The 19,404-nt window shown below is 56.1% G+C and carries 18 protein-coding genes; 13 read left to right on the forward strand and 5 right to left on the reverse strand.

The genetic code is table 11. From position 1 onward, the window contains the following. Window positions 1-45 precede the first annotated feature (45 nt). The 3 genes from QEP11_RS14505 to QEP11_RS14515 form a co-directional block, all read right to left on the reverse strand. The gene (locus QEP11_RS14505; RefSeq protein ID WP_284337366.1) at window positions 46-1,149 is read right to left on the reverse strand and encodes a calcium:cation antiporter; all 1,104 of its coding nucleotides are present in this window, start codon (window positions 1,147-1,149) and stop codon (window positions 46-48) included. 242 nt (window positions 1,150-1,391) lie between these two features. Next, window positions 1,392-2,204 carry a BUD32 family EKC/KEOPS complex subunit gene (locus QEP11_RS14510; protein ID WP_284337367.1) on the reverse strand — a complete coding sequence of 271 codons (813 nt, stop codon included), beginning with the start codon at window positions 2,202-2,204 and terminating at the stop codon, window positions 1,392-1,394. 49 nt (window positions 2,205-2,253) lie between these two features. Then, window positions 2,254-3,969: an FMN-binding glutamate synthase family protein gene (locus tag QEP11_RS14515; protein WP_284337368.1), complete on the reverse strand. Its 1,716-nt coding sequence runs from the start codon at window positions 3,967-3,969 to the stop codon at window positions 2,254-2,256. 184 nt (window positions 3,970-4,153) lie between these two features. Between QEP11_RS14515 and QEP11_RS14520 the strand changes: the two genes are divergently transcribed. Both QEP11_RS14520 and QEP11_RS14525 read left to right on the forward strand, forming a co-directional pair. Continuing rightward, window positions 4,154-4,978, forward strand: coding sequence for a UPF0149 family protein (locus QEP11_RS14520; protein ID WP_284337369.1), 825 nt, complete (start codon window positions 4,154-4,156; stop codon window positions 4,976-4,978). Between the two features lie 362 nt (window positions 4,979-5,340). Then, the gene (locus QEP11_RS14525; protein ID WP_284337370.1) at window positions 5,341-6,819 is read left to right on the forward strand and encodes a SulP family inorganic anion transporter; all 1,479 of its coding nucleotides are present in this window, start codon (window positions 5,341-5,343) and stop codon (window positions 6,817-6,819) included. 66 nt (window positions 6,820-6,885) lie between these two features. On the opposite strand, the gene QEP11_RS14530 is transcribed toward QEP11_RS14525, so the two are convergent. Next, window positions 6,886-8,043 (reverse strand): L,D-transpeptidase family protein, encoded by a 1,158-nt coding sequence (locus tag QEP11_RS14530; protein ID WP_284337371.1) that lies wholly within the window; start codon window positions 8,041-8,043, stop codon window positions 6,886-6,888. A 98-nt stretch (window positions 8,044-8,141) separates the two neighbouring features. Further along, window positions 8,142-9,299, reverse strand: coding sequence for a L,D-transpeptidase Cds6 family protein (locus QEP11_RS14535; RefSeq protein WP_284337372.1), 1,158 nt, complete (start codon window positions 9,297-9,299; stop codon window positions 8,142-8,144). Window positions 9,300-9,675: 376 nt separating this feature from the next. Here QEP11_RS14535 and QEP11_RS14540 point away from each other — a divergent pair, with 376 nt between their 5' ends. The 11 genes from QEP11_RS14540 (at window position 9,676) to QEP11_RS14590 (ending at window position 19,404) form a co-directional block, all read left to right on the forward strand. Beyond that, on the forward strand, window positions 9,676-9,855 hold the full coding sequence (locus QEP11_RS14540; RefSeq protein ID WP_284337373.1) for a Flp family type IVb pilin: 180 nt from the start codon (window positions 9,676-9,678) through the stop codon (window positions 9,853-9,855). Between the two features lie 7 nt (window positions 9,856-9,862). Continuing rightward, the gene (locus tag QEP11_RS14545; protein WP_284337374.1) at window positions 9,863-10,378 is read left to right on the forward strand and encodes an A24 family peptidase; all 516 of its coding nucleotides are present in this window, start codon (window positions 9,863-9,865) and stop codon (window positions 10,376-10,378) included. A gap of 102 nt (window positions 10,379-10,480) precedes the next feature. Beyond that, a complete protein-coding gene (gene cpaB / locus QEP11_RS14550; protein ID WP_284337375.1) occupies window positions 10,481-11,512 on the forward strand; it encodes a Flp pilus assembly protein CpaB in 1,032 nt (343 codons plus the stop codon). Between the two features lie 19 nt (window positions 11,513-11,531). Beyond that, window positions 11,532-12,899 carry a type II and III secretion system protein family protein gene (locus tag QEP11_RS14555; RefSeq protein ID WP_284337376.1) on the forward strand — a complete coding sequence of 456 codons (1,368 nt, stop codon included), beginning with the start codon at window positions 11,532-11,534 and terminating at the stop codon, window positions 12,897-12,899. 8 nt (window positions 12,900-12,907) lie between these two features. Then, window positions 12,908-14,320 carry an AAA family ATPase gene (locus QEP11_RS14560; RefSeq protein ID WP_284337377.1) on the forward strand — a complete coding sequence of 471 codons (1,413 nt, stop codon included), beginning with the start codon at window positions 12,908-12,910 and terminating at the stop codon, window positions 14,318-14,320. Then, on the forward strand, window positions 14,321-15,637 hold the full coding sequence (locus tag QEP11_RS14565; protein ID WP_284337378.1) for a CpaF family protein: 1,317 nt from the start codon (window positions 14,321-14,323) through the stop codon (window positions 15,635-15,637). A 39-nt stretch (window positions 15,638-15,676) separates the two neighbouring features. Then, a complete protein-coding gene (locus tag QEP11_RS14570; RefSeq protein WP_284337379.1) occupies window positions 15,677-16,633 on the forward strand; it encodes a type II secretion system F family protein in 957 nt (318 codons plus the stop codon). A 17-nt stretch (window positions 16,634-16,650) separates the two neighbouring features. Beyond that, the gene (locus tag QEP11_RS14575; protein ID WP_284337380.1) at window positions 16,651-17,637 is read left to right on the forward strand and encodes a type II secretion system F family protein; all 987 of its coding nucleotides are present in this window, start codon (window positions 16,651-16,653) and stop codon (window positions 17,635-17,637) included. Between the two features lie 14 nt (window positions 17,638-17,651). Further along, window positions 17,652-18,545 carry a tetratricopeptide repeat protein gene (locus QEP11_RS14580; protein WP_284337381.1) on the forward strand — a complete coding sequence of 298 codons (894 nt, stop codon included), beginning with the start codon at window positions 17,652-17,654 and terminating at the stop codon, window positions 18,543-18,545. Then, window positions 18,545-18,889 (forward strand): DUF3613 domain-containing protein, encoded by a 345-nt coding sequence (locus QEP11_RS14585; protein WP_284337382.1) that lies wholly within the window; start codon window positions 18,545-18,547, stop codon window positions 18,887-18,889. Before QEP11_RS14580 ends, QEP11_RS14585 begins: the two co-directional genes overlap by 1 nt. 17 nt (window positions 18,890-18,906) lie before the next feature. Further along, complete coding sequence (locus tag QEP11_RS14590) at window positions 18,907-19,404, forward strand: TadE/TadG family type IV pilus assembly protein (RefSeq protein ID WP_284337383.1); 498 nt, start codon at window positions 18,907-18,909, stop codon at window positions 19,402-19,404.

A 19,404-nucleotide genomic window follows, 5' to 3' on the forward strand; every position in this document is an offset into this window, starting at 1 on the left:
GAAAAGGCCTCGAAAGAGGCCTTTTTTATTGTGGGGCCCAGTGCTTCACGGAACAAAGCTGAAGAACAGGTAGACCGCAAAGATCATCAGGTGAACCAGACCAGGCTGGAAGGTCGTATTGCCTGTGCGCAAGGACATGGCTGTAACAAAAAGCGTGAGCACAAGCAACACAGTGGATTTCGCATCAAGCCCCAGTGTGAGAGGCCAGCCCATGATCAAGGCCACGATGGCAACTGCTGGAATGGTCAATCCGATGCTGGCAATGGCAGATCCAATGGCCAAATTCAGACTGATCTGCAAGCGGTTGTCTCGGGCTGCACGCATGGCGGCGGTGAATTCGGGCATCAGCACAATCGCGGCAATCACGATGCCCAAGATGCTAGCTGGTGCGCCCCAGCGTCCAAGCAATGCTTCCAGGGTGGGCGAAATGCCTTTTGCGCTCAAAACGACAGCGATCAAGGCCAGCAGCAAAAAAGCCAGGCTGGTCAGCGCAGTTTTCGTGCTGGGCTCATGGTGCGAGTGGCTCACCTGGAGTTGCGCCGGTGCTTTGATGGGTACGAAGTACTCCCGGCGGCTCATGGTTTGAAACAGGGTGAAGGCCGTGAACAGCACCAGGGTGATGAGGGCTACAAAGCCCAGTTGCTTGCGCGAGTAGACAGGGCCTTCAGCACTGATGACGTAATTGGGCAGAACCAGGGCGATGACGACAATGACTGTCGTTGTGCACAGTGCATCTGTGACCCCCTCCAGATTGAACTGTTGAATGCCGTTTTTTCGCCCGCCCACCAGCAAGCTCAAGCCGATGATTCCGTTCAGAATGATCATGACGGCAGCAAAAATGGTGTCACGAGGTAGTGCCATGGCTTCTTGCTGATTGCTTGCTGAAAGCATCATGGAAACAATCAGGGCCACTTCAATGATGGTGACGGACAGGGCCAGTACCAATGTGCCAAACGGCTCTCCCACTTTGAGGGCAATTACTTCGGCATGGTGTACGGCGGTGATCACGCTACCCAGCAGACCCGCACAAAGTAGTGCCTCCACACCGGGCATTTCGGGCATTGACCAGTACATCAGCAAGACGACCCAACTTGCAAGGGGAATCACCCGAGTCCAGGCGGGATTGTGGTTGCTAGTTGCGAATGCCATACGCCATCCTCATCACGAAAAGACCCATGGTGCACGAAAGTGTTGCCTTAATGTGTCTTGCAATAGACGCTGAAAGTGTAGGTAGGTGCGCTACGGGTCGCTCTCAGGTAGAGAGCAGGCTTGTGCACACAGTGCCGAAATATCGGCAGAAAGCATGGCGAGGGCTTGGCAGTTGTATGTACAAAGGCTCCTGATGGAGCGAGGTGGTAATGCTTGATTTATACCCAGCCCGTGCGAAGGCTTCAGGGCAGGTCGGCCCGTACCAACTCAAATGCCATGCGGATGCGTTGTCCATCGCGCCCGAGCTTGCGATCCATTGGCAATCGGCCTGCCCAAGCCATGCGGGCGATGGAGGTGTGCAGCACTTCACGGGCTGCCGGAGGCAAGGTCTGCGTCCAGGCTCTCCAGTGCTTGCGGGCTTGTGCCAATGCGTCAGCGCGCTCAAGAATCCAGGCGGTGGAATGCGCAAAGCACAGTGCATCGCGCGCTTGACAAACTGCCAATGGCAAATGGGCCGACGGGTCATCTTCAAAATCGATGTAGCCAATCACGCCATCGGGGCAGCGCACAAGGTTTCGGGCAAAAGCCTGGCTGAGGGTGGTTCCGGCTTTGTGCACCTTGCTGATTGATTGCAAGCCTTGCTTCCAGAGTGCTAGCACTACGTTGGGGCCCCGAGCTATCGCAGCTTCCATTTCGTTGCCCAAACTGGGCGTGGGCTCGCCGGGAGCACCCAGGTGGCGCATCACAAAGCCATCTTCGGAGGCGGCCAGCACCTGCGGAGCACGCAAGCCACGTGCTGCAAAGTCTTGCAGCCGCTGCACCTCGGTGGCCACCGCCACCTTGCCGCCTGGGTTGGGAACGGGGCTGAGTACCGGCATTTTGAAGGCTTTGGCCAATGCTCCCAGCAACCGGTAACGCCAACTGGGATTGAGTGCCCCTGCGCGCTTGACCCACAAGCTTTCACCGTTTTGCTCATAGCGCATCACGCTGCGCGGCTGGCTCAGTACATGGGCTTGCAAAAAAGCGGAGTAGTCGAAAGCGTTGGAGTCGGGCACAGGCACATCTGGCAAAGCAAGCGGGGCACCAAGCCAGAGGCTTGGCGGGCTAGGTGCTGATTGTGCCCTGTTCTCTTGCCATGGTCGCCGAGGGCTTGAGCGGTGGTGGAGAGATTTGGAATGTATGTGCGCTGGCACGGTTCCAGTACATCTTGAATACGTTGTGCTGCTCATCCAGCGATCCCAGCAAAGCTCCGGGTTCTACGCGCAGGACGGTGTTGGCCAACTGGTGCACATGGGAGTCGTTGGTGCGTCGCACGATGTGGTGGGCGGTGATCTCTCCGGGATGGTGTAGGCCCGCCGCCTGCACCAGCTCTTTGAGCGCGTGCATGGTGCTGCGGTGAAAGTTGGCAACGCGTGTGGCCTTGTCAGGCACCACCAGTGCTTTCTGGCGCAGTGCATCTTGCGTGGTGACGCCTGTTGGGCAGTGGCCGGTGTGGCAAGTCTGAGCCTGAATGCAGCCCAGCGCGAGCATGAACCCGCGTCCGGAGTTACACCAATTGGCACCCAGAGCCATCATGCGCGCAATGTCAAAGGCCGTGATCACTTTGGCTGCGGCACCAATTTGCACGCGGTGGCGCAAATTCACGCCGACCAGCGTGTTGTGCACCAGCAGCAGGCCCTCTTGCAGGGGCACGCCGACATGGTCGGTGAATTCGACAGGTGCCGCACCAGTTCCGCCTTCCGCACCATCAACCACGATGAAGTCGGGCGTGATGTCGGTTTCCATCATGGCCTTGACCATGGAAAACCATTCCCATGGGTGCCCGACACAGAGTTTCATGCCTACAGGCTTGCCCCCAGAGAGGCGGCGCAGCTTGGCAATGAACTGCATCATCTCCACCGGTGTGTGAAATGCGCTGTGGCTGCTGGGGCTGATGCAGTCCACGCCGACGGGTATGCCGCGTGCCGCAGCAATTTCGGGCGTCACTTTGGCGCCCAGCAGCATGCCACCATGCCCCGGCTTGGCCCCCTGGCTGAGCTTGAGCTCAATCATTTTGACTTGGGGGTCGGCAGCGTTAGCCACAAAGCGCTCTTCGCTGAAGGTGCCGTCTGGATTGCGGCATCCAAAATACCCCGATGCCACCTGCCAGATCAGGTCACCGCCGTGTACGCGGTGGTGCTGGCTGATGGAGCCTTCTCCTGTGTCGTGGGCAAAACCACCAGTACGGGCCCCCAGGTTCAATGCCAGCACAGCGTTGGCGGATAGAGCGCCAAAACTCATGGCAGAGATGTTGAAGACACTGGCGTGATAAGGCTGGGTACATGCATCTTGTCCCTCCATGGGTTGCCCTGGCGCCCCACCAATCCAGACACGAAAGTCCTGGCTATCCAGCTTGGTGGGCGTCATGGAGTGATTGACCCACTCGTAGCCATGCGCAGACACATCCAGCAAGGTGCCAAAAGGGCGGCTGTCGGGCTCACCCTTGCTGCGTTGGTAGACCAGCGAGCGTTGGGCGCGTGAAAACGGCAGTGCTTCGCGGTCACCCTCAATGAAGTACTGACGCATCTCCGGGCGGATGTACTCCAGCAGGTAGCGCATATGCCCGATTACCGGATAGTTGCGCAAGATGGCATGCTGCGACTGACGAAGATCTTGGAGACCGATCACCGTCAACACGGCAGCAACGATGGGCAGCAGCCACCACCAGCGTCCCCAGAGCAGCGCGGCGACCAGCCCCAGTACAACGGCGACCATGCACAGCGCCAGTACCGTGTAGCGAATGGGAAACAGACCGCGGGAAAAGGATGAACCATGAAGCATGCAGACAACTCCTGTGTAACGGGCACGGGCTTGGCGCGCGGGCTACACTGCCAGCTATCGGCCGCGCATGCATCCGCATGCAGTCCCGCCCCTTTGCATTGATTGTGCGAATGACGGCGTTATCGCCACGCAGGAGACCGCCGAATTCGTACATGGGCATAAGCCCGCTAACTGACTATACGCCATGGAAAACCAACACATTGACGCTCCTGAAGTTGAGGCTGCGCTGAGCACTGAAATGCTCGAAGAGCTGGACAACATGCTCGAAGAGATGCGCACACGCGCCGAAGAAATTCCCCAGTGGGAGTTCTGCGATGGTTTCTTGACGGCTGTGATTTGCACACGCCGCGAGATTCCTGCCGCTGAATGGCTGCCCATGTTGCTGGGCGATGGCGAAACCCTGCAAGTTGCTGATGGCCAGCCTTTGCCCAAGCTGGATGCCTTCAAGGATGAAGCGCAGCAAGCACGTTTTCTGGAGCTGGTGCAGCTGCGTATGGACGAAGTGCGCAGCCAACTGGATACCGAGATCAAGTCGCTCGAAGATCAGGCAGCGTTCCAGCCCGAAGTCATGGACACCCGTGGTGCTCTGCTGATGCTGCCAGAGGCGGAACGTGCGGAGCTTGAAGACGAAGAGATTCCTTCACTGGGCCAGGTATGGGCACTGGGCTTTATGTTTGTGGTGGAAAACTGGGCCGAAGAATGGGCTGCTCCCCGCGACAAGGAAGCTGCACAATGGCTGGATGCAGCCATGGAGTTCATTGTCAACCTGACCGAGGACGATGATGGTGAACCCACGCTGAATCTGTATCACGAAAACGGCCCTGCCTCGACCAGCCAGGATCGTCTGGATGCCTTTGGTGAAGCCGTCTGGGGCGTGTATGACCTGCGCCAGTTGTGGCGCAGCATGGGCCCCCGTGTGGAGGCGGTGGTCAAGGGCGAGCAACCCGGACGCAATGACCCCTGTACTTGCGGTAGCGGCAAGAAATTCAAGAAGTGCTGCGGTGCTTGATGCGCTGAGCAATAGTTGAGGGCGCAAGCCTTCAATCTCAGACAGAGCTGTGGGTGCTGACCATGCGATTTCAGGCGTTGAGTTGCTGAAATCCGACATGGCGCTGCGCTGGCAGCTCTTTTTTTGTTGGGTGCCCGCACTAGGCAATGTACGCGTTAAGGCATGCATATCCTGAGTGATTTATGCCATAGACACACGCTCAAGGAGCTGAAGGGGAGCGGCTGTTGTTGCGGATATGTCTGTTGTACCGCTGCAGTTTGCTCGGGGCATGCTCATGGCCCAAGCATTGGGATCACGCAATGCGTAATATCGCGCCCTAGCTGCAGCGAGAGCGCTGTCCCCGTGTCTGCCATGTCTGAACCATGTCCCTGCCTTTGATAACCCGTTTGCGTGCTGAATGGGCGCCGAGCATTCCGCGAGAACTTCTCGCAGGTGCTGTTGCCACTTTTGCGCTGATTCCGGAAGTGATCGCTTTCTCGTTTGTGGCAGGTGTCGACCCGTCAGTCGGGCTGTTCGCATCGTTTGTCATCAGCATTGTGATTGCGTTTTTTGGTGGGCGGCCAGCCATGGTGTCCGCCGCAGCCGGATCGGTGGCGCTGGTGGCTGCACCGTTGGTGGCTTCGCACGGGATTCAGTATTTGTTTGCTGCCGGCCTGCTGGCAGGGGCCATGCAAATTGTCTTTGGGCTGTGCAAGCTGGGTGTGTTGATGCGCTTTGTGTCCAGTTCGGTGCGCACAGGTTTTGTGAACGCTTTGGCGATCATGATTTTTGCAGCGCAATTGCCGCATCTGACAGGAGCCAACCTGCCTACCTGGGCCATGTTGGCGTTGGGCCTGCTCATCATCTATGCCTTGCCATGGCTGGGGCAGAAATGGGAGTTGAAGGCACTCACGGTGATTCCCTCACCATTGATTTGTGTGTTGGTACTGACCGCTGTTGCCGCGTTATTGAGGCTGCCTGTGGCAACAGTGGCTGATTTGGGCAAATTGCCCGACGCTTTGCCGCTGTTTGGCTTGCCCGGGGTGCCCGCCTCCATGGAGACGCTGCGCATTATCTTGCTGCCTGCGCTGGCCATTGCCATGGTGGGCTTGCTGGAGTCGGTGCTGACGGCTGCCGTGGTGGATGAAATGACCAATACGCCCAGCGATAAAAATCGAGAATGCACTGGCCTGGGCGTGGCCAATATGGCGTCCAGCGTATTTGGTGGTATTGCCGGGTGCGGCATGATCGGTCAAGCCGTGGGGAACGTGAAATATGGCGGGCGAGGGCGCTTGTCCACCCTGTTTGCCGGGGTGTTTTTGCTGGTGCTGATGGTGTTGCTTAAACCATGGGTGTCGCAGGTGCCGGTGATAGCGCTGGTTGCCATTATGGTGATGGTGTCAGCCTCTACCTTTGACTGGAAATCGCTTGGCAATGTCGTTCGCTATCCGCGCCTGTCCAGCGTTGTGATGCTGGCTACCGTGGTGATCACTGTGGCCACACACAATCTGGCGGCTGGCGTGATTGCGGGTGTGCTGCTGTCCGGCGTTTTCTTTACCTTCAAGGTGGCGCACATGTTGCAGGTGACGCACGAAGACGATGCCCACACCGGACAACGCACTTGGTATGTGCGCGGGCAGGTGTTTTTTGCATCGGCCGATGCCTTGGTGGAGAGCTTTGATGTGCGCGCAGTGGCAGGCCAGCCTGTTTGCATTGATGTGCGTGAAGCTCATTTCTGGGACATCACGGCCATCGGTGCTCTGGACAAGGTGGTGGAGCGCTTGCAGCAGCATGGCTGCATGGTGGAGCTGCGCGGAATGGATGTGCAGAGCCAGCGTTTGGTAGAGCGCATCAAGACTTGAATGATTGGAGTGCGAGAAAAAAGCCCGCAATCGCGGGCTTTTTTTGATGCGAAATATGGGGCCTGTCTAGCTCAGCAGGTCTTCAGCAAAGATTTGCCAGCGACCGTCCTGTTTGCGCCAGTATTGGCGTACCGTGGTGGATGCATTCTTTGCGACATGGAGATTCACGATGCGCACTTCGCCAGCCTCTTCTTTCCATTGGTAGATGGACATATCCTGAACCGTTAGTTGGGAAAGCGGGCCTAGAGAACCCATGCGGGCGCGGCGCTTATCCAGTGTTTCGGGGCTTGCGAGATCGCGACTGTACAAATTGCCTAGACTTTGCGTGTTCCCCTGGCGCCAAGCAGCTTGCCAGCGCTCGATTTCATTTTTGAATCCATCTTTCTGGTTTTGCTGCATGAGCCATTGCGGTGCCACCCAATCCAGTTTTTCTGTAATCAACACGGGGGTGCGCCGGTCGATCAATGCCATCAGATAAGCGATGTCCGGATTGGATAGCACTACACACCCATCGCTGGCCTGGGGTACGCGCGAGAACTGATCGGAAGGAACGCCGTGCAGCCAGATGCCACTGCCTGTACGCCCATGCAAGCGGTCCCAGTCATTGGGGTAATTTACGGTGAGTGCGCCTTGTCCATACAGGTCAGGGAGACGTTCCCGTGGAATCTGGCGCCCCACGAAGTAAACCCCTAAAGGCGTGCGTTGATCGCCTTCCAGGCGTTTGTGCACGCCATTGCGTCCGATCGTCACGTAGAAGTTGCCGATCAATTCCAGACCCTTAAGGCCGCTAGCGAAAACATAAAGGCGAGATTTGCTGGTATCCACAGCAAGCACATGGCGCACAGACGTGCCCAGGTGCATCAGATTGCTGGGTACCTTGCCTGGAGGTGGCAGATCAATTGTTGCCTGACGCCGGCGTTGTATTTCATTGTGCAGACCTTGGTAGAACTCTGGCGGCGCAATGTCCTGGTCTGCGACCCCCATATTGCGTTTGCTGGGTTCGGTTTGCGATCTGGCCAGCTGCTCGCCCATCGGTGTCTCACCAGAGCGCATTCGTAGCATGTCGGCATACAGCAGTTGGGCAGCACGGAAGTTGGGCACTTCTTCCGTCAGTTCGGAGACAGCACGGAAGGCTTCATTAATCTTGCGGTGCTCGATAAGCGCCAGGATTTCAACGAGGCGTTTTTCTGCGTGTGTCTGCTGTGTGGTATCTGCGTGCGCCATATGGCCCCAGACGCAAAATACCAATACGCAAAGGAGCAGCAGCACGCGCACAGCGCGCGAGCTTGCACCTAGCTTCTGGCAAGGAGAGAAAGGCAACATTAACGACCAGTTTCCTCACGGATGATGCGCCATCTTTCGCCCTCGCGTTGCATGCGCAACGTCTTGCGGGTGGAGGCCTTGTACCCGCCCGATGCATAGTGCTGGCGGAAGCTGGCGTCCGCGCGGTCACCCTGAATCGCCACTTTCAGATTTCGCACCTCTACCGTGATGGCTGGCTTGCCAACAATGCGCGCTTTGCGCTCGGTTTTCCACTCAGTCAGTGAAGAGCCTTGGGGGTCAAACTGACTGCTGTATGCCGCGTAATAGGCATTCATGTCCTGGTTTTCCCAAGCCTTAGCCCAGGCGGCGACCGCTTTTTCCACAGCTGCCACGGCACGCTTGCTATCGTCTGCTTTGCTTTGTTCTTTGGCGACGGCCACTGCAGGCTTGCTCTCGGGTTCGAGCTTGCGTTCAGGCTCAACGCGTGGTGAGGAAGCAGCGGGTGGCGTGGCCTCGGCAGTTTTTGCAGGGGGAGGCGTCACGAGTGCGGGCGTGGAAGTTGGCTTGAGCCCAGGCGCTGCCTGTGTCACAGTGACGGCAGGCGCAGTGGATGGGGGGACTACCGCTGCAGTGACAGCCCCGGAAACTGGTGAAGTCGGGAAGATTTGCTTAATGAGCGAGAGCTTGGGCTGAATAGTTTGGCGGCTGCCATCCAGTTGCAGGGCTTTGGCGTAGGCATCACTGGCCATGCGCGCATACAAATCCCCCAAGTTTTCATGCGCTGTGGCATAGCTGGGGTTGGTGCGAATGGCCTGCTCCAGGACTTGTGCGGCTTTGCGCTCCTCTCCCTTGGCTGCATGCAATACGGCCAGGTTGTTATAGGGCTCGGGCAAATCGGGATAGTCTTGCGTGAGTGAGGTGAAGACCTGGATCGCTTGATCGTACTTGCGCTGCTCGGCGGCAATCACGCCTTGCAAAAAACGCATTTGCACGTCATTGGCATTTTGTTTGAGATGGCTTTGTGCACGTTTGGCAGCCTCTGAGAGCTTGCCTTGCTCCAGCAATCTGCTTACCTCTTCACTGGCCGAAGTCTGGGACCAGGCACTGCCTCCTGCCAAGGTTAGTGTGCACACCATGCTTGCAGCAGTGACAAATCTTGCAAGACGACGGCAGTGATCGGTGCCAGAGACCAGGGAAAGCACGGGCGCGAGAGACATGTAGGGCACTTTCAACGAACAGTCGGTGGTTGGCTGCATCTTTGCTTTGAAGCTGGATGCCAAAGCTGAAAATTTTATGCGGATTCGGTTGATTGACTCTCTATCCAGGGTGTTTTAAACGGAATATCCAGCATCTACTGCGAGGATGTGGTGGAAATGGATAAGCAAGGCATTTTTAAAAGTGGAAATAGAAAATCCAAATCAATATTTGCCTGTTGTTAGATTGTAAATATTTGTGTGGTTTTTGACTTATTGTTTCGCGAGTTCTTTTCCTACAAGTTGCCAAGGCTCACTTTGTTAAATTCTGTGACCAACTTGAAATACTAAGTTGCTGGTTTTTTGAATCTGAAAGTTTATTTAATGGAAGGTGGCTATCATGAAGAAAGCTATTCAAAGATTTTGGAATGATGAAGATGGTGCAACAGCCATTGAATATGGTTTGATTGCAGGTCTGATTGCGGTGGTGATCGTGAGTGTTTTGACCACTCTAGGCACTGACCTGAAAGCTACTTTTCAGAGCATTATTGATGGATTGAAGGGTAAACCAGCTTCTTAATAGAAGTGTGAACTCTTTTGCATTTGTCAAGCTGATATGTCTGCTGCTGTTAATCACAGTGGCAGTCATTGATTTCAGGCATCGTAAATTCAAGAATCATATTTTCTTGTTGATGCTGCTGGCAGGCAGTGGTTTTCTGATTCTTACTGCAAGTCCGTATGGCATTGGGTGGTTGCAGAGCTTGTTAGGCTTTGCTTTCGCATTTTGTGCATTCATATTTTTTTATAAATTACGCTGGATGGGTGCAGGGGATGTGAAATTCGCTGCTGCGCTTGGCTTTTGGTTAGGTATTTCGAGCGGTTTTTTATTTTCTTTTATAGGTGCATCACTGGCAGCAATGCTGCATGCCATATTGGTTATGAATTGGGAGAGCATCACCTTGGCCATGAACGCATGGAGTAAGTGGATAAAAATTCCAACGAAAGTCGGTGTAATTTACAAGCGAATTCCTTATGCAGGCTATATGGCTGTTGCTGCAATTGCCTGGATACTGGGGGGAGCAGAAAACGTGGTTTATGTGTAAGGATGATCCTGCATGCCGCTGCTGTTTCTGGATGCTGATTCAAATTAGAAAAAAAGAAGCTAATCATTACATGAGAAACAAATTGTACGAAGGGCGAGATTCATGAGGCTCACCAAGATATTGGCAGGTTGTCTGTTGGTGCTGGCGCTTGGGTTGGCTGTACTGGCCTGGATGATGAGTCGGGATGTGCCGCGTGATGTGCATCCGGTAGAAGCTTCGTTATCCCCTTCGTTAGCCGCAGAGATGCTCAATAGTAAGCAGCCGGTCAAATATTCCGTGGTGGCTGCCAGTAGCACCATTGCTGCAGGGCAGAAGATCTCGGCCGCAGACCTGGAAGTCGTGGAGAAAACGGAAAACGTGCCAGGTGCTTTTGCGCATACCGATGACCTGGTAGGAAAAACCACGCTGGTTGCGTTTACACCTGGGCAAGTATTGCAAGAGCAGTTTTTGGTGGCAGGTCTTTCACTTCAATTGGAAAGCGGCCAGCGTGCCGTTTCTGTGGCCGTCAAAGAACCCATGGCTGCAGGTCATCATATTCGTCCGGGGGACTTTGTTGATGTCTTCTTCACGCTCCAGGATGAGGCCCAGAAGATCAAAGTTGATACGCAAACCCGCCTGCTGATGGCACGCGCCCGTGTCCTGGCTTATGGCGCCAATTCGGTGGAAAACCCTCCGCAAACGCTTGCGCAGCGCAAGGCTGAGCAAGCTAAAGAAAGCAACCAGCGCTCTGGCAGCCGTGAAGAACAGCGAGGCCGTGCGGAAATTGCAAATACTGCCGTATTGGCCGTGCCTTTGAATGATGTGCAGCGCTTGGCGCTGGCCGAAAAGTACGGCCAACTGACGTTGGCATTGCGTCACCCCGATGACTTGGAGATGCCTGATGCCACGTTGTTTGCAGCCTTGCCTACTGCGCTGAGGCCGTTGCCTGTCAAGGGGGGGGCTGAGAGCGCGCTGAACGGCATGGACCGTGCGTATGCCGGCTTGCGTTTCTCGGACCTGGCCGATGGTGGTGGCAAGCCGAAGACGGTGGCCGCCAAAGCGCCACGTAGCGCAGCCAAGCCCGGCGCGTCTAACTCCGGTGGTCAGACAGTGGAGTTGGTGAATGGCACCAGTGTTCAGACCGTGCGCTATTGAGCCTGGGCAAGGGAATGTCATGTATCTGAAAAATCACTATTTCGTCGCTCAAGCGTTTCAAAAAAATCTTCTGCGTGGCGCACTTGCTTTGGTCATGGCAACGGGTGTTGTGCAGGCACAAGATTTCACACGCACCTCATCCTCTGCTGTGGCACAAGCCCCGATTCCAGAAACAGGTCAGTTGATTTACCTGAGTGCCGGCCGACAGCAGACACTGGCGCCGGATTTTGTGCCGTCACGTATCGCCATTGGTAATCCTGCAGTCCTGGATGCCAAGGTGTTGCGCAGCAGCGCCCAGCCGGGGAGCACCCATTCTCAGATTTTGTTGACGGGCAAGGGCACAGGCAGCACTTCGTTGATGATCTGGTCCAAGCAAGGTGGAGAGCCCGTGCAATGGAATGTTCAGGTGGTCAGTGGTGCCCCATTGGTGCTGGATAGGCGCCTGAGCAGCATGCAGGAGCATGCACAGGTACGCAGCTATTACCAGGCAGGTCTGCCTCAGGGGGGCGCCCTGATCGACCGTTCGCAGATCGCCGTCAAAAGCAATACTGTGCAGGTGGATGTGCAGGTGGTCGAGTTTAAAAAGTCCGCAATGAAAAAAGTGGGCCTGAATTTCAGCAGCAATGGTGCCAACGACAAAGGCTTCAGCTTTGGGATGTACAGCCCTTCCACAGGAGGGACGCAGTCACCGTTTGCCGATGCGATGAATTTGGTACTGGGTTTTGGGAATGCGTTCAGTGGTGCCGGGCTGGGGGCACGTTTAAGCTTGCTGGAAGGCAATGGCCTGGCACGCGTGTTGGCCAGACCTACGCTGGTGGCTCATTCAGGACAAAGTGCCAGTTTCTTAGCAGGTGGCGAGCTTCCCATTCCCGTGAGTGCCAACGATGGCAATATCGGAATCGAGTACAAGGAGTTCGGCGTCAAGCTGCAGCTCACACCAACGGTACTTTCTAACGAGCGTATTGCCCTCAAGGTGGCACCAGAATCTAGCGATCTGGATTTCAACAATGCGGTGGCTATTGGTGGTGTCGCGGTACCTGCCATTCGCACGCGCCGAGCGGATACCATGGTCGAGTTAGCTGATGGTGAGAGCTTCATCATCGGGGGATTGGTCAGCCGCAGCACCTCTTCCAACGTTAACAAGGTCCCCGTGCTGGGGGACTTACCAATTTTGGGAAGCTTCTTCAAAAATCTGAGCTACTCCCAAGATGAGACGGAACTGGTGATCGTGGTGACGCCAAGTCTGGTGCAGCCGTTGCCAGCTGGCACCAACCTGGAAGCCCATATGCCAGGTGCCACCGCCGAACGCCAGCAGCGTGCTCAAGTGTGGGTACCCTACCTGATGGGTGTGGGTGCCAATACAGCGGTTCCAGGTTTCTCTTACTGATTGATTTGATGACGTATCCAGAGACGCCCGCTTCTCACGGAGGAGACCTGACGCCTGCCACCAATGCGGTTTCATTGGAGCAAATGCTGTCCCTGCGTCATAACGCTGTGGCCAAGCTGTCTTCGGAAGCTATGTCGTCCCAGGCGCAGGAAGCAGCAGTGCAGACGAAGGCACAGGGACCGGAGTTGCCCTTGATCGTGGTGGTGCACGAAGAGATGGTGTGCGGTAGCTGTGTCAAAACAAAATTGCAGTGCGTTGCAGATGTTGTCAGCCTTGCATGGCTTTCGTTGCAGGCATCTGTGGTGGAGCAGGTGCATCTTCGGCGCCCTCATGCCGTGATGATCCAGTTTTCGTCCAGTACCTTGGATGCGGCTATTGTCTTGGCCAAACAGCTGCAGCAGAGCTTGCCGCATCTTCCGATTTTTGCATTGGGTAGTACGCAGGATTCCCAGTCTATGTTGTCGGCATTGCGTGCAGGCGTGCAGGATTTTGTGGATGTGGATGGCTCTGAGGCAGATTTGCGCCGTAGCTTCAAGACGCTGTTGGTGCGAGGCAAACAGCCCGAGGTTGTGACGTCAGGTGGTACAGCGCCTATGACAGCCATTTTGTCGGGGCGTGCAGGTATGGGCAGCAGCTTGCTGGCGGCGCACCTGGCCGTTTTTTTGCAGCGTGCGCTGAAGATGACACACACGGGCCAGAAGGTCCAGGAGCAGGAAGCACTGGGCGCCTTGCTGCTGGACTTGGGCGCGCCGCTGGGCGATGGTGCGTTGTATCTGGACCTGGTCAGTGAGTTCAGTTTCGCAGATGCTGTTCAGAGCCTGGGACGCTTTGACCGCAAACTGGCTTCGGCAGGTCTGACCCAGCACGACAGTGGATTGCGCTTGCTCTCGCTGCCCCGGCAAAGTGACTTGCTGTGCGAGGTGGCTTATGACGAAGCGGATCTGCTGGTGCGACGCCTACGCGAGTATTTTCAGTACATCGTTGCGGATCTGGGGGGCGTGAGCCAGACCAATCTGGCGATTCGGGTGGCATCCAAAGCCAGCAAGATCTGGGTGATCTGTGACCAGAGTCTGGCCAGCGTTGTCTCGACCACCGAGCTCTTGCAGCAGCTGGAGGTGCAGCAGGTCAGCCGCAGCGTGATGGAGCTGATTGTGTGCCGCCATGACCGCAACCTGGAGTTGTCGGCACAACACATTGCAGACCAGTTGCAGCTACCGCTTTTGATGACCATTCCCGAGCGGCGCTTCGAGCTTTTGCAGGCAGTCAATCAGGGGCAGTTGTTGTCACCCACTGCGCGTCGCGAGCCCTATGGGCAAGCGATTCAGAAACTGGTGGACATTCTGCTGAACAACGAAGGCCAGCGTATTGCACCGAAAAAAAATGTGTTGACCACGCTGCTGCAACGTGTGAGAGGGGAATAAATGTCCAAACATACGTATGCACAGACCACGCATGAGCCGTCCAGCAATTTTGAAAAATCGGCACTCTATGCCGATATCAAAGAGCGTGCCCATGAGCATTTGCTAAACCGTATCGAGGAGCTGGGCGCCGCGTTCGGGCGCTTGTCGCAAACTGCGGTGGCACATTTTGTGAAGGTGGAACTGGACAGCTTCATTCGGGGGCACACCATTCCGGTGAATGAGCAAGAAGTCATGCAGGTGGCGCGTGGACTGACCCGTGAACTCACGGGCATGGGCCCCTTGCAGGAGTTGCTGGATGACCCTGCCGTAGAGGATATTCTCATCAATGGCTACCAGAACGTCTATGTGTCACGTCGTGGTGTGCTGCAGCGTGATGCCTCTGGCTTTAAAGACGACGAGCATGTGTTGCGCATCATTCGCCGCATTCTGGCACCGCTGGGGCGCCGCCTGGATGAGTCCAGTCCCATGGTGGATGCCCGGCTTCCAGACGGTGGGCGCATCAATGTCGTTATTGAACCACTGGCCATCGATGGTATTTCGGTGTCCATCCGCAAATTTCGCAAGGAGCCACTGACACCAGGTGATCTGATTGCCTTGGGTGCCTTCAATAGCGATATCGGAAGAATCCTGGAAATGGCCGTGCAGTCGCGGTGCAATATTTTGGTCAGCGGCGGCACCAGCTCTGGCAAGACCTCGTTACTCAATGCTTTGGCCAACTTCATTCCAGAAACTGAGCGTGTCGTCACGATTGAGGACACTGCGGAGTTGTCACTGAACCATGAGCATGTGGTGCGCCTGGAAAGTCGCCCAGGTGGTTTTGATGGTGTGGGTCATGTGGGCATCCGTGATCTCTTGCGCAACAGCCTGCGTATGCGACCAGACCGCATTATTGTGGGTGAGGTGCGTGGAGGTGAGGTGTTGGAATTGCTGCAGGCCATGAATACCGGCCACGATGGATCAATGGGCACGATACACGCCAGCTCTGCTCGAGAGTGCCTGTATCGCGCAGAAATGCTGGCAGGCTTTGCGGGTTTTCAGGGCAGTGAAACCAGTTTGCGTCGCCAGATTGCCAATGCGGTGGATTTCATTGTGCAAATTGGACGTTTGTCCAATGGCAAGCGCCGTTTGCTGTCGTTGACGGAAGTGACAGGCATGACGGACAGCGTGATTGCGACTCAGGAGCTGTTCCGGTACGAGCCGCAAATTGACAGCAATGGGCAGGAGGTCGATCACTGGGTGACTTTGGGGATTGCGCCGCACTCTGCCAAGTTACAGGCGTGGTGGCGCAATCAACAGAAGTTCCAAAGTGGGTCCTGATATGCCCGTAATCACTGTCTGTGAATGGAGGGCTTGACGATGTTTCCTCCGATTGTTATTGGTTTGGCAGCCGTGGCCTGTTTGTTGTTGGCCTTGGGTATCGGCCTGTGGGCATATGGTCAGCGACAGGCTGAAAGTAAAGCCCAGAGTGCACACATGCAGCGTACGATTGAACGCCGGATGCTGGCCGCAGCGGGCAACGCCAATCCAGCAGGCGGCATGTTGACCTGGCAGGCCGAAGCCCTTCAGGCGAAGCCGGTTTATTGGCAAAGCTGGTTGTCTGTTATCGGGGCCCAAGCCAGGGGCATCAGCCGCAAAGCGGTGGTTGGCTTGATGGCGGTGGGACTGGTTGTATTTTTGCTGGCTTGGCTTAAGGCCGGTGCTTCCATGGCCGTCATGGCGGTGTTGATCTTTGCCCTTGGGAACACGTTTTTTTTCTGGAAAAAGCGGGAGAACAAGCGGAAAAAGATGCTGGAGCAGTTGCCTGGATTTCTCGACAACATGGTGCGCCTGATCACCATTGGAACATCCCCGCATGCAGCTTTCCAGATGAGTGTGGACAGTGTGCCTCAGCCATTGGGCGATGCCTTGCAGCAGGCATCCGCAGTACTGTCGGCAAGCTCCAATCTGGGCTATGCCATGGAGCAATTGGAAGACTCTTGGCGGCTGCCAGAGTTTGGGCTGTTGGCCGCAGTGTTTCGCATGAGTACGAAATATGGCGGACGCGCCGATCTGGTGCTAGAGCGGGTGGCGGCCTATATCCGCGACAAGCATTCCGCAGAGCGTGAATTGCATGCCATGTCCGCCGAAGTGCGCTTGTCTGCCTGGGTGTTGTCATTGCTGCCCATTGTGGTGGGCGGGCTCATCATGTTTGTCAACGATGGATATTTTTTGCGGATGTGGAACGACGAAAGTGGCCGCCGGATGATCATGCTGGCTGCGGGGTTGGAAGTCGTGGGTGTGGCATTGTTGTATCGCTTGGCCAGGCTGCGCTGAAAAAGAGAGGGCATGCAATGACTGCTTCGCAGGTTTTTATTTTCAGCTTGAGCTTAGGCGCTCTAGGTATCACCTTGCTGGCGAGTGCCTTGCTGTGGCGCGTGTGGCGAATGCAAAAAGCAGGTACGCGCATGGAAGAAGCGCTCAGGAGTTACACGGCAGAGCGTACTGTCGTGGATACAGCGGTGCCAGATGGAGCATTGTGGGGCACACCCGCAGTACCCGCTACGCAGGGAGGTCAAGAGGAACTGTCTGGCCTCCCCAAGCTCCAGTCACCATGGTTGCAGACGGGGTGGGCGCGAGCACTGTTGCCGGATGAAGATAGGGAACTCCTGGGGCAGGCTGGTATTTCCATGCAGGGCGAAGGCGCGGTGGTCTATGTGGTCAGCCGTGTGGTCTTGGCCGTTTTGCTGCCATTGCTGGTGTTGAACGTGGCAGATCTGTCTGGAGGCAGAGCATGGGGGGCCGCTTTTTTCGGTTTCGGCATTGGTGTGATGCTGCCGAAATGGGTGGTGCGCTCCAAAGCCCTCAAGCGCTGCAAGCAGGTGGGGGAAGAGCTTCCTCTTTTTGTCGACATGCTGCGCTTGCTGCAAGGTGTCGGACTGAGTATTGACCAGAGCTTGCACATCCTGGCCACTGAATTTAGCCGTGTGCTGCCTGTGACGAGTGCGGAGTTGGTGTTGGCCAATCAACTCTATGCCACAGGGCGTAGCCGTGAACAGGCTTTCCAGCGGCTGATTGTGCTCAGTGGTGATGATGACATGGTATCGGTTGTGAATCTGCTGGTGCAGGTGGACAAGCACGGTGGTGCTGTGCAGGAACCTTTGTCGCAATTTGCACAGCGCCTGCGTGAAAAGCGTCAGGCTTCTTTCAAGGAAAAAATTGGCACTATCACCGTCAAGATGACGGGTGTCATGGTGCTGACCCTCCTGCCTGCATTGATCGTGATTACTGCGGGTCCTGGATTTACGGCCGTGATGCGCACGCTGGCAGGCACGAGATGAAGGTGAAGCCATCCATGGATAAAAAACAAGGTGTGGCAATGGCTAGATTTGTAGGCATTGCTTTGACGGCGTTGCTTGTGGGGTGTGCTGCCAAAGCACCACAAGGCTACGGAGTGGCAAAAAGCACTGCTTCACAGGCGCAGGCGCAGTTTGCTGCTGCAGAGCAATCCACCCAGGTGGACACGGCCAGCGCCTACCGGGGGCTCATTGAGCAAATGCAGCAAGCAGGGCACTGGTATGCCTCGCTGGCGCATACGGAAGCGTATGAAAAACAGCATGGCAGCAGCCCGGAAGTGCAACTGCTGCGTGCAGACGCCTTGCGCAATACCCAGCAGTATGAGTTGGCCAGGAAAGCTTATGTGCCGTTGCTGAGGTCTTCACAGGGCGCACGCGCATACCGTGGTCTCGGCTTGCTGGAGGCAAGCCAGGGCCGCTATGACGCGGCTATTGGTGCGCTAGAGCAGGCACGCAGGCTCAACCCCATTGATGCCAATAGTCTCAGCGACATGGGCTATGCCTATATGCGCAACGGCCAAATTTCGGAGGCCAAACTACCCATCATGCAGGCCGCACAGCTTGCGCCCAGCAGTGCGCGGGTTCAGCTCAATCTGGCTTTGTTCTGGCTGGTCAGTGGCGAGGATGCGCTGGCCAGCCAAGTGATTCAGAAGTTGCAGCAGCCGCAGGCCAAATCCGGTAGCACGGCGATAGGGCACGCTGCGCTGCAAAGCTTGCACGAGCAGGTGGCTATTGTGAAAAGAGCCGTACAGGCTCGCCATAGCGCACCCAGGCAGCAGCTCATGGGCAGTGCCACTGGGCAGGTGGTGCAAGTCTCCGTAGCTACGGTGGAAGAGGCAACCGCTGTGAAGGCAGAAGTAGACAAACCTTCCCCACAAACTAAGGAAAAGTGATGAGAAAAAGTCTTCGTTTCGCATTGGTCATGGTGCCGGCTTTGTGGCTGACAGGTGTGGGTGTCTCTTCCGCGAACGACCAGCAGGTGCAGGAGGTTCCATCTGCGCAACCCACTGCGGGGGCGAGTACGGCAGCGGCAGAGAGTTCTCAGCAGCCGCAGCGTATTGCAGTGGGACAGGCGACCGACAAACTGTTTGCTGCACAACGTGCAATGTCCGCCAGCAAGCCACGTCCGATTGATGGTGAGCAGGCTGCACGCAGCTATGAGCGCTACCTCAAAAGCTTTGAGCATCCGATTCCTGAAAAATTTGATGCCGATGATTTGAGTACCAAGAAAGACTAAATCCGTCACGCATAGATATGAAACGCAATCCAGCCCCATGGAGCAAGCTGCGGCAACACGGTGTGTATGCCGTGGAGTGGGCCATTGTGTTCCCGGTTTTTTTCATGCTGATTTATGCATTGATCAGCTATGGCCTGACCTTTCTGGTGCGGGAGTCTATGCAGTTGGCCGCTGAAGAAGGTGCCAGAGCGGCCTTGCGTTACCAGCAGACACGTGCGGATCGTTTGGAACAGGCACGCGCAGTGGTGCAGCAGAACTTGGCTTGGTTGCCGCAAAGGTTGACGGCGGAGGGCCTGGTGATGGACGTGGATGTGTGTCGTCTGGGTAGTACACAGGAGTGTGCACCGAATCTGATTTGTGGTTCGGTTGTGAATAGCCGGTGTTTGGTCAATGTGCAGTTGGAAATTGCCTATGCGCAAGCACCATTGGTTCCCGCGATTCCTGGGTTGGGCTTGCTGTTGCCGGCAACATTGACCGCTTCCGCCAGTGTATTGGCGGACCCGGGAGGGCTTTGA

Source organism: Comamonas halotolerans, from assembly GCF_030162935.1.
Classification (GTDB): domain Bacteria; phylum Pseudomonadota; class Gammaproteobacteria; order Burkholderiales; family Burkholderiaceae_C; genus Comamonas; species Comamonas halotolerans.

Coding starts and splice junctions, on each gene's coding strand:
- QEP11_RS14515 (WP_284337368.1), bottom strand. CDS start 3,969: ATGCTTCATGGTTCATCCTTTTCCCGCGGTCTGTTTCCCATTCGCTAC.
- QEP11_RS14560 (WP_284337377.1), top strand. CDS start 12,908: ATGACGTATCCAGAGACGCCCGCTTCTCACGGAGGAGACCTGACGCCT.
- cpaB (WP_284337375.1), top strand. CDS start 10,481: ATGAGGCTCACCAAGATATTGGCAGGTTGTCTGTTGGTGCTGGCGCTT.
- QEP11_RS14505 (WP_284337366.1), bottom strand. CDS start 1,149: ATGGCATTCGCAACTAGCAACCACAATCCCGCCTGGACTCGGGTGATT.
- QEP11_RS14540 (WP_284337373.1), top strand. CDS start 9,676: ATGAAGAAAGCTATTCAAAGATTTTGGAATGATGAAGATGGTGCAACA.
- QEP11_RS14585 (WP_284337382.1), top strand. CDS start 18,545: ATGAGAAAAAGTCTTCGTTTCGCATTGGTCATGGTGCCGGCTTTGTGG.
- QEP11_RS14575 (WP_284337380.1), top strand. CDS start 16,651: ATGACTGCTTCGCAGGTTTTTATTTTCAGCTTGAGCTTAGGCGCTCTA.
- QEP11_RS14570 (WP_284337379.1), top strand. CDS start 15,677: ATGTTTCCTCCGATTGTTATTGGTTTGGCAGCCGTGGCCTGTTTGTTG.
- QEP11_RS14520 (WP_284337369.1), top strand. CDS start 4,154: ATGGAAAACCAACACATTGACGCTCCTGAAGTTGAGGCTGCGCTGAGC.
- QEP11_RS14530 (WP_284337371.1), bottom strand. CDS start 8,043: ATGGCGCACGCAGATACCACACAGCAGACACACGCAGAAAAACGCCTC.
- QEP11_RS14555 (WP_284337376.1), top strand. CDS start 11,532: ATGTATCTGAAAAATCACTATTTCGTCGCTCAAGCGTTTCAAAAAAAT.
- QEP11_RS14525 (WP_284337370.1), top strand. CDS start 5,341: ATGTCCCTGCCTTTGATAACCCGTTTGCGTGCTGAATGGGCGCCGAGC.
- QEP11_RS14535 (WP_284337372.1), bottom strand. CDS start 9,299: ATGTCTCTCGCGCCCGTGCTTTCCCTGGTCTCTGGCACCGATCACTGC.
- QEP11_RS14590 (WP_284337383.1), top strand. CDS start 18,907: ATGAAACGCAATCCAGCCCCATGGAGCAAGCTGCGGCAACACGGTGTG.
- QEP11_RS14565 (WP_284337378.1), top strand. CDS start 14,321: ATGTCCAAACATACGTATGCACAGACCACGCATGAGCCGTCCAGCAAT.
- QEP11_RS14580 (WP_284337381.1), top strand. CDS start 17,652: ATGGATAAAAAACAAGGTGTGGCAATGGCTAGATTTGTAGGCATTGCT.